We start from the raw sequence: 12,515 nt of genomic DNA on the forward strand, positions 1-12,515 counted from the left end.
TTAGTCCCGAAAGGCTGCAACGGGGAGCCTCAGTCGGCGCGGCGTGCACGGCCGAGCCGGGCGCCGATCCAGCAGGCGGCGGCGATGCCGGCGATCAGCGCCATGGTGCTGAAGAGCTGTCTGCTGCTCTCCGGGCTGCTGAAGCCGACGGCGAAGATCAGGGCCAGGAGAACCAGACCGAACACCGTGAGCCCCGGGAAGCCCTTCATGCGCAGCGGAAGGGCGGTGCCCGCACGGTCCGCCCGGCGCCGCAGGATCAGCTGGGATACCAGGGCCGAGCCCCACACCACGAGGCAGGTCGAGCCCACCAGCTGGAAGAGCGCCGGGAGGATCTTTTCCGGGAACAGCAGTTCGAGCACGGCGGCCAGGAAGCCGAAGGCCACCGAGATGCTGACGGCGATGACCGGGACGCGGGCCGTGTTGAGCCGCGAAAGGAAGGCGGGAGCTTCGCCGCGCACGGACAGCGAGTAGGCCATCCGGGAGGCGCCGTAAAGGTTCGCGTTGAGGGCCGAGAGCAGGGCGACGACGGCGACCAGGGTGATTGCCGCGCCGGCGCCGGGGATGCGGGCCAGGTCCAGGACGCCCGCGAACGGCGACTTCAGTGCTGCCGACGTCGAAGGCAGCACGGCGGCGATGACGAACACGGAGCCGATGTAGAACACCAGGATGCGCCAGACGACGGTGCGGATCGCGTGGCCCACGCTGCGTTCGGGGTTCTCCGTCTCTGCCGCGGCGACACTGACGATTTCCGTGCCGCCGAAGGCGAATATGACCACGAACAAGGCCGCCGCGATTCCGCCCAGGCCCGCCGGCGCGAAGTTGGAGGTGATGTTGCTCAGTCCCGGGCTGGGAACCTCCGGCAGCCAGCCGAACAGCAGGGCGGCGCCGATGGCTAGGAACAGCAGGATGGCGGCGACCTTGAGGATCGCGAACCAGAATTCGAACTCCCCGAAGTTCTTCACCCCGGCGAGGTTGATGGCCGTGAAGACGGCCATGAAAATCAGGGCGAGTCCCCACACCGGAACAACAGGCCAGATCGTGAAGAGCAGCCCGGCCGCACCGAGCGCCTCGGCCGCGATGACGACGACGAGCTGCAGCCACCAGAGCCAGCCCACGGTGGCGCCGGCGGTCTTTCCCATGGCTTTCTCGGCGTAGACGGAGAACGCGCCGCTGTTCGGGTTTGCGGCGGCCATCTCGCCGAGGGCCCACATCACGATGATGATCAGGGTGCCCGCGACCAGGTAGGAGATCAGGACGGCCGGGCCGGCGGCCTGGATTCCGGCCCCCGATCCGAGGAACAAGCCGGCGCCGATGGCGCTGCCGAGTCCCATCATGGTGAGCTGGCGGGGCTTCATGCTGTGGCCGAGCTTCACGGCCGGGCGCTCCGCGGTGGACTTCGTTGTCATGCTGGCGAACCTTCTTACGGTGGTGGATGCGTCCTTTTGGGACCATTCGAATTTACCGTCCCCGGGGTGCCCTCGCGCGCGGGCGGCGTGAGAGCATGGTTGCAGTTTGTTGAATAGCCGGCCCGAATCACGACGATTTGTGCGGTTGAATCCCTGCAGGCAAGGAAACTGACGTGAACGTGGACCCGCTGGACGCCAAGATTGTCCGATTCTTCACGGACGCCCCTCGGGCCTCCGTGCTGGAGGCGTCCCGGGTGCTGAAGGTCGCCCGGGCCACCGTGCAGTCGCGGCTGGACCGGATGCAGGACAGCGGCGTCATCGGCTCCTGGGTGCCGCAACCGGATCCCGCCCGCTTCGGCTACCCGGTGGTCGCCTTCTGCTCCCTGACCATCAACCAGGACCTGGGCCATGACGCCGTCGTGGAGGCCCTGGCGCGCATTCCGGAGCTGATCGAGATCCACACCGTGTCCGGCAGCTCGGACCTGATGGCCCGGATTGCGGCCCGCTCCAACCCGGACCTGCAGCGGGTGCTGGATGCGATGATCGCTACCCGGACTGTGCTCCGTTCCTCCTCGGTGATCGTGCTCAACACCCACTTCGAGGGCCGGACCCTGCCGCTGCTGGAAGCCGCCGCGCAGCGGGAGTAGCCGCGCGGCCAGCCCGGGGACCGCAACATTTTGCGCCGGACCGGCGTCGTCGTAGAATTAGTTCTAGTCACTTTGACTATAACTATTCCGGCGGTAGGRCCGGAACCGTCCGGGCAGTCTCCACGGGACCGGTCCGGACCCCGGAATGCGGGGGTTGATCACCGTCTACACCTCTCCAGCCAACGTCTCGGAGCGCCAGCTCGCGCCGCCGTCGCTGGCCATCTCCACGGTAATCTTCGCCTTGCGCCCGAGTGAGCGCTCGGGCCGCCCCACGCTGTGGATCCCGCTGGTGCGCCGGATCAGGGAGCCATTCAAGGGGCTGTGGGCGCTGCCGGGCGGGCCGCTGACGCATGCTGAGTCGCTGCAGGACGCCGCCTCCCGGAACCTGCGCGAAACCACCGGACTGGCGCCAAGCTACCTCGAGCAGCTCTACGCCTTTGGCGGCCTGCACCGCTCGCCCACCCAGCGGGTGGTCTCGATCGTCTACTGGGCCCTGGTCCAGCCCACCGAGGCCGCGCTCGCGGACGAATCCGAAAACGTCCGCTGGTTCCGGGCCGACCGGCTCGGCGAACTGGCGTTCGACCACAACACCATCATCGAGTACGCGCTCTGGCGGCTGCGGAACAAGATGGCCTACGGCTCCATCGCCTACCACCTGCTGGGCGAGTACTTCACCCTCGCCCAGGTCCGGGAAGTCTACGAGGCAGTCCTGGACCGCGAGCTGGATCCGGCCAACTTCCGCCGCCAGATCAAAGCCGCCCCCGAAATCGAAGAAACCGACGAATACCTCCAAGGCGGCAAGCACCGCCCGCCCCGCCTCTACCGCTTTACCGGCCGCCCAGGCCTCGATCCAGACAACAGGAGCACACCATGAGCAGCGTCAACACGGCGATCCAGCTGATCACGCGCGAACAGGCTGAAGGCAGCACCGCGGGGTCCACCTGCAGCCCCGCGCTCGCCCGGGGTCCCTGGGACTACGACCTCGCCGAGGCCCTTGCCGGTGTGCCCGCCTACGGCCCCGGAGCTTCTGTGGCCGACGTGGCCCCGCCGTCCACCCCCCGCCAGGGCCAGCTCCCGGAGGAGTACCGCCTGGCCGGCGACGCCGAACTGGACGCCCGCATCAGGGCCGCCAAGGCAGCGCTGGGGGGCYGGGCCGTCATCCTGGGGCACTTCTACCAGCGCGACGAGGTGGTGGAATACGCCGACTTCGTGGGCGACTCCTTCCAGCTCGCCAATGCGGCCCTGACCCGGCCCGACGCCGAGGCGATCATTTTCTGCGGTGTGCACTTCATGGCCGAAACCGCGGACATCCTGTCCCGGCCGGAGCAGGCCGTGATCCTGCCCAACCTCGCCGCGGGCTGCTCGATGGCGGACATGGCGGACATCGACTCGGTCACCGAGTGCTGGGAACAGCTGGAGGAGCTGTTCGGCACCGACCCCGACGCCGACGGCCGGGTGCCCGTCATCCCGGTCACCTACATGAACTCCTCGGCAGCGCTCAAGGGCTTCTGCGGCGAGCACGGCGGCATTGTCTGCACTTCCTCGAACGCCGCCACCGTGCTGGAGTGGGCGTTCGAGCGGGGCCAGCGCGTGCTGTTCTTCCCGGACCAGCACCTGGGCCGCAACACCGCCAAGGCCATGGGTGTGCCGCTGGAGCAGATGCCGATGTGGAATCCGCGCAAGGAGCTCGGCGGCAACGACGAACAGTCCCTGCAGGATTCCCGCGTGATCCTCTGGCACGGCTTCTGCTCMGTCCACAAGCGCTTCAACGTGGCCCAGATCGAGAAGGCGCGCGCCGAGTTCCCGGGCGTGCAGGTCATTGTGCACCCGGAGTGCCCCATGGAGGTGGTCGACGCTGCCGATGCTGCCGGATCCACCGACTTCATCCGCAAGGCCATTGCCGCCGCCACCGAGCCCACCGTCTTCGCGGTCGGCACCGAGATCAACCTGGTCAACCGGCTGGCCGCCGAAAACCCGCAGCACACCATTTTCTGCCTGGACCCGGTGATCTGCCCCTGCTCCACCATGTACCGCATCCACCCGGGCTACCTGGCCTGGGTGCTGGAGTCCCTGGTCCGCGGCGAGGTGGTCAACCGCATCACGGTTGCGGACGACGTCGCGGCTCCGGCCCGCGTGGCGCTCGAACGCATGCTGGCGGCCCGGCCGTGACCAGGCGGCTCATCGTCGTCGGCAGCGGGATCGCCGGGCTGTACGCGGCGCTGCTCGCCTCGGAAGCGTCCGCCTCTGAGGTGGTGCTCCTGACCAAGGGCGCGCTCGAGGAGAGCAACACCTTTTACGCCCAGGGCGGCGTGTCCGCCGTGCTGGCGCCGGGGGAGGCCGCACCGGGTGACTCCGTGGCGGCGCATATCGCCGATACCCTCGCCGCCGGGGCCGGGCTGAACAATCCCGAGGCGGTGCGGATCCTGTGCACGGAGGCCGTCCGGGACATCGCCGGGCTGCGCCGCTTCGGTGTGGACTTCGACGTCCGTGCCGACGGCGGCCCGGCGCTGGGGCTCGAGGCTGCGCATTCGGCAGCCCGCATCCTTCACGCCGGCGGCGATGCGACCGGGGCCCGCATCGCGCGTGCGCTCGTGGCCGCTGTGCTCGAGCGCGCCGTCCAGGGTGGAGTCCGGGTCGAAACCGGCGCCTTGGTGACCGAGCTCCTCACCGAGGGCGGCGGTCCGTCAGGAGCAAATCCGGGCGCCGTCACCGGTGTCGCCTACCTGGCCGGCGCGGAGCCGAAGCGACTCGACGCCGACGCCGTGCTGCTCGCCACCGGCGGCGCCGGGCGGCTGTTCGCCCGCACCAGCAACCCATCCGTCGCCACCGCCGACGGCCTCGCCCTGGCCTGGCGCGCGGGGGCCGCGGTCCGCGATCTGGAGTTCTTCCAGTTCCACCCGACCACGCTGGCCGCAGCCGAGGTGCCGGGCGGGCCGCCCGCGCTGCTGATCTCGGAGGCGGTGCGCGGCGAGGGTGCCGTGCTGCTGGATGCCGCCGGCTACCGCTTCATGCCCGACTACCACCCGGACGCGGAGCTGGCCCCGCGCGACGTTGTCTCCCGCAGTATCGCGCTGCACCTTGCGGCCGCCGGGCTCCCGGCGGACAGCCCGGTCTACCTGGATGCCCGGGGAATTGAAGCCAGCCGCGGGCCGGGCTTCCTGGCCCGGCGGTTCCCCTCCATCACGGCAGCGACGCGCGCCGCCGGGTACGACTGGACCGCCGAACCCGACCTGCGCGGGCGCACCTCGGTACCGGGGCTCTACGCTGCAGGGGAGGTCGCGTGCACGGGGGCCCAGGGCGCCAACCGGCTTGCCAGCAATTCGCTGCTCGAAGGGCTGGTGTTCGGGCGACGGGCCGTGGAGGACTTCCTTGGTGCGGGGCCGTCGCACGACGGCACTGCTCCGCGTGCTAGCTCGGCCGCGGGCGGCCTCGCCTTGACGCACGCTTCCGCAGTACCCTCGCGCGACACGACTGGGGAAGTGACACCACTGGCCGGCTTGCACGAGGGTGTTGTGAAAACCGGGTCTGGGCCTGGTCCGGGGTTGTTTTCGCGGCAGGCTTTGGGGCGGTTGATGACTGGGGCTGCCGGGGTGCTGCGTACGGGGGCCGACCTCGATGCTGCGGCTGCGCAGCTTGCCGCCTGGGCTGGCGTGGTCCGGCCCGAGAGGGTGACGGACGCGGGCCTGGATCAGTCCGGGCACGAGGATCGGAATCTGCTGCTGGCCGCACGCCTGCTGGTGGAAGCCGCGCGGGCCAGGACCGGCTCGGTGGGCGCCCACTTCCGGGCGGACGCAGATCCCGCCTCCCGTGACGGCGACGCCGTCGTCCCCGCAATGCTCGCAGCCCCGGCCCGTTCCGCCCCGGCCGCCCTAACCCACGGCCACCGGTATGCCGCCGCATCCCGCCCGAAACAAAGGATTTCGTCATGACAGCACCCGCCACAGCCCGACCGGGCGCCATCCCGGTGACTGCCCTCGCCGGCACCCTCCCCGCGGCCGCCGTGGAGGCCGTGCTGCGCGCCGCCCTGCAGGAGGACTCCCCGTACGGCGACATCACCTCGCAGACCCTCATCCCCGCCGACGCCCGCGCCACTGCGGTGCTGGCAGCCCGGGTGCCGGGGGTGCTCAGCGGCGGGGAGGTGTTCGCCGCGGCGATGAAGCTGGCGGACCCGGCCGCCGTCGTCGAACTGCTCGTGGCCGACGGCGATGCCTTCGAGGCCGGCGCGGCGCTGGCCAGGGTGACCGGCAACGCCCGCGGCGTGCTGCTGGCCGAACGGGTGGCGCTGAACCTGGTGCAGCGGATGAGMGCGATCGCCACCCGGACCGCGGAGTTCGTCGCGTTGGTTGCCGGCACCCGCGCTCGGATCACCGACACCCGGAAGACGACGCCGGGGCTTCGCGTGCTGGAGCGCTACGCGGTGCGCTGCGGCGGCGGAGCAAACCACCGCTTCAGCCTCTCGGACGCGGTCCTGGCCAAGGACAACCACCTGGCGGTGCTCACCGGTGGTGACCCGGCAAAGCTCACCGCGGTGCTGCGCGACGCCAAGGCGCGGCTGGGGCACACCACGCATTTCGAGGTGGAGGTGGACAGCATGGAGCAGATCGAGCCCGTGCTGGCCGCCGGCGTGGACACCATCATGCTGGACAACTTCTCACTGATCGAACTCGCCGACGGCGTTGAACTCGTCGCGGGGCGGGCACGGGTCGAGGCCAGCGGCAACGTCAGCCTCGCGACCGTGGCCGGCATCGCCGCCACCGGGGTGGACGTCATCTCGATCGGTGCGCTCACCCACAGTGTCAGCGCCCTGGACCTGGGCCTGGACATCGAATTGGAACCTGCCGCCGGGGCTATGGCCCAGGCCGCCGGGCCGGCGCTCGACTGAGGAATGCCGTGATCTTCCTGGATGCCGCGGCCACCACGCCGGTCCGCCGCGAGGTGCTCGAGGCCATGTGGCCGTACCTCAGCGGCGAGTTCGGCAACCCCTCAAGCCACCATTCGCTCGGCGACGCCGCCGCCGCGGCGCTCGCGGGAGCCCGGGAAACGACGGCCAAGGCCCTGGGCTGCCGGACCGGCGAGGTCGTCTTCACCTCCGGCGGCACGGAAGCGGACAACCTCGCCGTCAAGGGCATCGCCCTGGCCCGCCGCGCTGCGGACCCGCACCTGGACCGGGTGGCGATCAGCGCCGTCGAACATCCCGCGGTGGAGGAATCCGCCAGGTACCTCGAACGTGTCCACGGCTTCGCGGTCGACGTGGTCCCGGTGGACCGCTACGGGCAGGTGACCGAGGAAGCGTTCGCGGCCGTGCTCCGGCCGGAAACCGCGCTCGCCAGCGTCATGTACGCCAACAACGAGGTCGGGACCATCCAGCCCGTAGCCCGGCTGGCGGCACTGGCCCGCGGTCGCGGCATCCCGTTCCACAGCGACGCCGTGCAGGCCGCGGGCTGGCTGCCGCTCGACACTCGTGGCCTGGGCGTCGATGCCCTGAGCCTTTCCGGCCACAAGCTGGGCGCCCCGAAGGGCTGCGGAGCCTTGTTCGTGCGCGGCCGGACCCGGCTGGAACCGCTGGTCCACGGTGGCGGCCAGGAACGCGGCCGCCGCTCGGGCACCGAGAACGTTGCCGGCGCGGTGGCCCTCGCAACGGCGCTGAGCCTGGCCGGGACCTCGCAGCAGGACGCCTCCCCGCGGGTTGCTGCCCTGCGTGATGACTTCATCGGCGCCGTCCTGGCCGGAGTGCCCGGCGCCGTGCTGACCGGCCATCCGGTCGAGCGGCTGCCCTCGGTGGCCTCGTTCTGCTTCCCGGGAACCAGCGGCGAGTCTGTGCTGCTGGAGCTCGAGCGGCAGGGTGTGGTCTGCTCCAGCGGTTCGGCCTGCGCCGCGGGCTCCGACGAGCCGTCGCCCGTGTTGCTGGCGATGGGAATCAGCGCCGAAGTGGCCCAGACCGCCGTGCGCTTCAGCTTCGATTCGTCCATTACCGCCCCCGGGCTGCGGGAAGCAGCAGCCGCGGTGCGCACCGCCGTCGGCAGCATCCGCGCCCTCGGCTAGGCGGCCCGCTGGATGCTAGCGGTGCCGGGCGCGGCGGAAGATCCAGTGCCGCAGCATCGTGAACCTTACGGCCGTGGCCAGGAAGCCGGACAGGGTGGTGGTCCAGAGCTCATCGGCCACGGTGGCGTCCGGGTTGATCCAGTGCAGGATGCCGAGGCTGCCGCCCGTGATCAGCAGGGCGACGGCGATTACGATCAGCCCGTTGAGATGGTCGCGCTTCATCCGGTGGCGCTCGGTGATCTTGAACGTCAGCCGCCGGTTCAGCGCGGTGTTCATCAGTGACGTGAGGATCAACGCGGCCGCGTTGGCCGGCTGGGGTCCGATCCACGGCCGCAGGAAGGCATACAGTGCCAGCGAAGACACGGTGCAAACGACGCCGACGCCCGTGAAGCGCAGCAGCTGGCGGACCAACGGATAGCGGAGCACGCCCCGGTGGCGGCGGCGCGGTGAAGCAGAGGGGGAAGAAGTTGGGGAGGCCGCGGTGGTGTCCGGCGGGTACTGCCGGGAGGGCTGCGCTTGTTGTAGCTGCGACTCCATCCGTCTAGTACAGCTCGCCGACCGGGATGTCCACGGCGAGGCGGTTCGACGGCCCGGCCAGCGGGCAGGCCCACGCCTCGTTGTAGGCGCAGGACGGGTTGTAAGCGAAGTTGAAGTCCAGCACGAACTCGGCGTCCGGCCCCGAGCCCGTCACGCCGTGGAAGGCGCCCTTGATGGTGTCCAGCAGGTAGCGGCCCGCGCCGTAGCTGCCGCCGGGCTGGCCGGCGGTGGCGTCGCGGAACGGCACGAAGATGCCGCCGCCGTAGCCGTTGAGCTTCCAGACGGCGAGCTGGCCCATCTCCGGCAGGTCGAAGGTACCCAGCCGGACAAAACGAACGAGGCCGTCGGTACCGGTTTCGACGTTCATCTCCCGTCCGGCGCCTTCTTTCGTGATGGGTACGTGGAAGCGATAGATCGGATCGTAGTCCGCGGTCTTCAGGCCGCCGAAGTTCGCCTTGGCGTCGTCGGTCAGCGGCGAGGCGGGGTGCGTGCCGAACATCCGGTCGCGCTCCTGCCGCCAGTAGGAGTGGGCTTCGGCCGGGTTATCCGCGGCGATCTTACGCACGGCGGCGTAGAGCGCAAAGGTCCGAAGCCGCCAGTCCGCGATGTCGACGGCGGACATTCGCGAGACGCCGTCCGGGCCGTCAACGTCCGCTCCATCAAAATGCTGTTCAGCCATCCCCCCAGCCTAGCCTTGTTTCGCCGCCGGAAACGCGGCGGGCCGTGCCCTCGGAGCGCCGCTGGGGGCCCGTAGACTTCGCGCATGCACAACTCCGCCCCCGCCGGGTCCGCCAACCGCGCCGCCGCCTCGCTGGCCGAACTCGTCCGGTTCCGCACCGTCTCCTCCCGGGTTCCGGCCGAGGTGGACGCCGAAGAGTTCGAGGCCTTCCTGGCGGCCCTGCCCCGGCTCTACCCCTCGGTCCACGCAGCCCTCGAGGTGGAACGCGTCAACGGGGCGGCCCTGCTGTTCCGCTGGCCAGGTACCTCGGAGGATCCCGGCAGCCGCCCTACGGTGCTGATGGCCCACTACGACGTCGTGCCGGCGGGGGACGAACAGGCGTGGACCCATCCGCCGTTCTCCGGCCACAGCGACGCAACCCATCTCTGGGGCCGCGGCACGCTGGACGACAAGGGCCAGCTGGTCGCCATCCTGGAGGCCGCGGAGGCCATGCTGGGCGAGGGTTTTGCCCCGGCGCACGACGTCTACTTCTCCTTCGGCAACAACGAGGAGACTGCCGGAGACAGTGCCGCAGCGGCCGTGGAGCTGCTGGCCGGCCGTGGGGTGCGGCCCTGGCTGGTGCTGGACGAGGGCGGAGCCGTGGCGGGCGGGGCGTTCCCCGGCGTGAGCCGGCCGGCCGCCGTCGTCGGCGTGGCCGAAAAGGGGATCCTGGACGTGGAGCTGCTGACCCGGGATCCGGGGGGACACGCCTCGACGCCGCCCCGGATGGGAGCGACGGCGCGGCTGGCGCGGGCGATCACCCGGATCGAGCAAAATCCCTTCCCGCAGCGACTCCCGGAGGTGACCTCGGAGATGCTCCGGCGCTTCGGACCGCACGCCCCGGCCCCGCTGCGGGTAGCTTTCGCGAACCTGTCCCTGCTCAGGGTCCCGATGACGTGGCTCTTCGGCCGGCTGGGGAACGAAGCCAACGCGATGACCCGGACCACCGTGGCCATCACCACCCTGGAAGGTAGCGCGGGCGCCAACGTGCTCGCCGCCACGGCCAAGGCGAACGCCAACATCCGGGTGGCCGTGGGAGATACCGTGGCCGGAACCGTGGAGCGGCTGCGGAAAGTCATCCGGGATCCAAAGGTGGAACTGCGGGTGGTGGAGGGCAACGAGCCCACGCCGGTGTCCGCCTCCACCGGTCCGCAGTGGCAGCTGCTGGAGGACTGCATCTCAGAGACCTTCCCGGAGGCGATCATCACGCCGTACATCATGATGGGTGGCACGGACTCGCGCCGCTTCACCCGGATCTGCGACTCCGTGTACCGGTTCGCGCCCTTCGCCATGGACGCCGCGGACCGCGGCTCGATCCACGCCGTCGACGAAAAAATCTCGCTCGCGACCCTGGGCCACGGCGTCCGCTTCTACGAAACGCTGCTCCGGAGGCTCTGAACCGCGCGGGTGCCCGGCTACGCTGGCAGCATGACTGGCACGGTTCTTACCCGCGGACTCCGGATTGCCGCCGCGCTGGCGCTCACCGCCGGGGCGCTCGCCGGCTGCAGCAGCGAAGGCAAGGGCACGCCGGCCTGGACGGCAGGGAGTCCGGGTGCCGGCTCGACGGCTTCCTCCACCGGTGCGTCGTCCCCGGCCGCCGCGTCAGGCGGCTCGGCCTCCGCGGGCGCCTCTGGTTCCGCAACCGCCTCCGCGACGGCTGGTGCCACGGCGGCGGCCTGGAAAACGTACTCCGATCCCGGCAAGAACGTGAGTTTCGACCTGCCGCAGGAGTGGATTGCCCAGTCCGTCACCCCGGCGCAGGGCTCACTGCCGGGGGCGCTCAAGATCGAGGTCAAGGACGCGGACGGCCGGTACCTGGCCACGCTGCAGACCGGACTCCGGCCGCAGGCGGCGGCCGTCTGCAAGCCGGGCACGGCCAAGCCGTACGTGGTGGTCAGCAGCGTTCCGGTGGAACTGCCGCACCTCGGCGGGGAAGGAACCATCGACCCGCATGTGGTGTTCCGCGTGATCCAGGGCTACAAGTACTTCGGCTCGTACGGCATCACCAACGTGGTCGGCGGGGCGGGCGGCAAAGCCTGCGCCCTGCGGAACGTCGTGCGCGGCCCCGAAGGCAAGGGCGATTACTCCTTCGGCGACCTGCTTGAGCTCAAGGCGTTCGCTCCGGACCAGAAAGTCGCCCCGGCCCAGTCCTTTGACACTCTGGGCGAGGCGGACAAATACGTCAACGAGGGCTCGGAATTCGCCAATGTCCAGCGGATGCTAATGTCGCTGAAGATCAAAAACTAGTCCCCCCGCCGGCACCATGGCGGCCCGGGGACATTGCCCTCCCGCTGACAATCCAGCGGCTTCGCTCGCACCCTCCGGAGATTCATGGAACGCATCGTGTCCGCACGCCTGGCCTTCAAGACCGTGGCCGATACCAAGGTCGCGCTGGCGGTCGCTGTAGCCCGCAACCCCGGCTACAGCGGATTCGAGGAGTCGCTGTCCGTGACGGCCGGAGGCGAAGACGTGCCCCTGACCGAGCTCTCGGACCACCACGGCGGTCGCTTCCACTACATGGAGTTCGCCGAACCCACCGAGGTGCTGGTGGAGTACGGCGCCACCGTCACCGGATCCGCCGTTCCGGAGGAACCCGGACTGATGGAGCTCATCCGCTACGTCCGGCCCAGCCGCTACGCCGAATCCGACCGGCTCCTCCCGACGGCGTACGCCGAGTTTGGCGGCCTCGACGGCGGGGAGCTCCTGCACGCCGTGCGGAACTGGGTCTTCAGCGAACTGCGCTATGTCAGCGGGTCCTCGCGCGGGACGGACGGCGCCGTCGAGACCCTGCTGCACCGGCGCGGTGTTTGCCGGGACTTCGCCCACCTGGCCATCTCGCTGCTGCGGTCCAAGAACGTCCCGGCGCGGCTGGCCGCGGTCTATGCTCCGGGGCTGAGCCCGATGGATTTCCATGCCGTGGCCGAAGCCCACGTCAACGGCGCCTGGCACGTCATCGATCCGACCGGCCTGGCGCCGCGCGAGAGCATGCTCCGGATTACGGCCGGCCGGGACTCCTCGGACACGGCCTTCCTGTCCACGGTGGGCGGCAGCCTCCTGCTGAAGGAACTGAAGGTCACCGCCACCGTCACCGGCGAGCTGCCGGTTGAGGACCCGGCGGCGCTGCTCGCCATCCGCTAGCAGCCGTTCCGCTGGGCTCGCCCAGGG

Annotated in this window: 12 protein-coding genes; 9 read left to right on the plus strand and 3 right to left on the minus strand. The window is 70.3% G+C overall.

Annotated features, from left to right (window positions below; translation table 11 throughout):
* Window positions 1-29: 29 nt before the first annotated feature.
* Window positions 30-1,406, minus strand: a complete 1,377-nt coding sequence (locus tag AC1DGE_RS07295; RefSeq protein WP_476917184.1) for an amino acid permease — start codon at window positions 1,404-1,406, stop codon at window positions 30-32.
* A gap of 173 nt (window positions 1,407-1,579) precedes the next feature.
* On the opposite strand from AC1DGE_RS07295, the gene AC1DGE_RS07300 reads away from it, so the two are divergent.
* From AC1DGE_RS07300 to AC1DGE_RS07325, 6 genes are all read left to right on the plus strand, one after another.
* Window positions 1,580-2,053, plus strand: coding sequence for an Lrp/AsnC family transcriptional regulator (locus tag AC1DGE_RS07300; protein ID WP_441417402.1), 474 nt, complete (start codon window positions 1,580-1,582; stop codon window positions 2,051-2,053).
* 145 nt (window positions 2,054-2,198) lie between these two features.
* The gene (locus AC1DGE_RS07305; protein ID WP_441417403.1) at window positions 2,199-2,927 is read left to right on the plus strand and encodes an NUDIX hydrolase; all 729 of its coding nucleotides are present in this window, start codon (window positions 2,199-2,201) and stop codon (window positions 2,925-2,927) included.
* Entirely contained in the window at window positions 2,924-4,222 is a 1,299-nt protein-coding gene (gene nadA / locus AC1DGE_RS07310; protein ID WP_476917185.1) for a quinolinate synthase NadA, read from the plus strand. The genes AC1DGE_RS07305 and nadA overlap by 4 nt, the downstream gene beginning before the upstream one ends.
* Window positions 4,219-5,982, plus strand: coding sequence for an L-aspartate oxidase (locus AC1DGE_RS07315; RefSeq protein ID WP_476917186.1), 1,764 nt, complete (start codon window positions 4,219-4,221; stop codon window positions 5,980-5,982). The genes nadA and AC1DGE_RS07315 overlap by 4 nt, the downstream gene beginning before the upstream one ends.
* Window positions 5,979-6,935 (plus strand): carboxylating nicotinate-nucleotide diphosphorylase, encoded by a 957-nt coding sequence (nadC, locus tag AC1DGE_RS07320; RefSeq protein ID WP_476917187.1) that lies wholly within the window; start codon window positions 5,979-5,981, stop codon window positions 6,933-6,935. The genes AC1DGE_RS07315 and nadC overlap by 4 nt, the downstream gene beginning before the upstream one ends.
* Window positions 6,936-6,943: 8 nt before the next feature.
* On the plus strand, window positions 6,944-8,095 hold the full coding sequence (locus tag AC1DGE_RS07325) for a cysteine desulfurase family protein (protein WP_476917188.1): 1,152 nt from the start codon (window positions 6,944-6,946) through the stop codon (window positions 8,093-8,095).
* Window positions 8,096-8,110: 15 nt separating this feature from the next.
* On the opposite strand, the gene AC1DGE_RS07330 is transcribed toward AC1DGE_RS07325, so the two are convergent.
* Both AC1DGE_RS07330 and AC1DGE_RS07335 read right to left on the minus strand, forming a co-directional pair.
* A complete protein-coding gene (locus AC1DGE_RS07330; protein ID WP_476917189.1) occupies window positions 8,111-8,632 on the minus strand; it encodes a GtrA family protein in 522 nt (173 codons plus the stop codon).
* Window positions 8,633-8,636: 4 nt separating this feature from the next.
* On the minus strand, window positions 8,637-9,311 hold the full coding sequence (locus tag AC1DGE_RS07335; RefSeq protein WP_441417409.1) for a DUF1684 domain-containing protein: 675 nt from the start codon (window positions 9,309-9,311) through the stop codon (window positions 8,637-8,639).
* Window positions 9,312-9,395: 84 nt separating this feature from the next.
* Between AC1DGE_RS07335 and AC1DGE_RS07340 the strand changes: the two genes are divergently transcribed.
* From AC1DGE_RS07340 to AC1DGE_RS07350, 3 genes are all read left to right on the plus strand, one after another.
* Window positions 9,396-10,748, plus strand: a complete 1,353-nt coding sequence (locus AC1DGE_RS07340) for a M20/M25/M40 family metallo-hydrolase (RefSeq protein ID WP_476917190.1) — start codon at window positions 9,396-9,398, stop codon at window positions 10,746-10,748.
* Window positions 10,749-10,778: 30 nt separating this feature from the next.
* Complete coding sequence (locus tag AC1DGE_RS07345) at window positions 10,779-11,597, plus strand: hypothetical protein (RefSeq protein WP_441417411.1); 819 nt, start codon at window positions 10,779-10,781, stop codon at window positions 11,595-11,597.
* A gap of 84 nt (window positions 11,598-11,681) precedes the next feature.
* Window positions 11,682-12,488, plus strand: coding sequence for a transglutaminase-like domain-containing protein (locus tag AC1DGE_RS07350; RefSeq protein ID WP_476917191.1), 807 nt, complete (start codon window positions 11,682-11,684; stop codon window positions 12,486-12,488).
* The last annotated feature ends 27 nt before the right edge of the window (window positions 12,489-12,515 follow it).

It is taken from the genome of Arthrobacter sp. 05N425 (genome assembly GCF_056397125.1).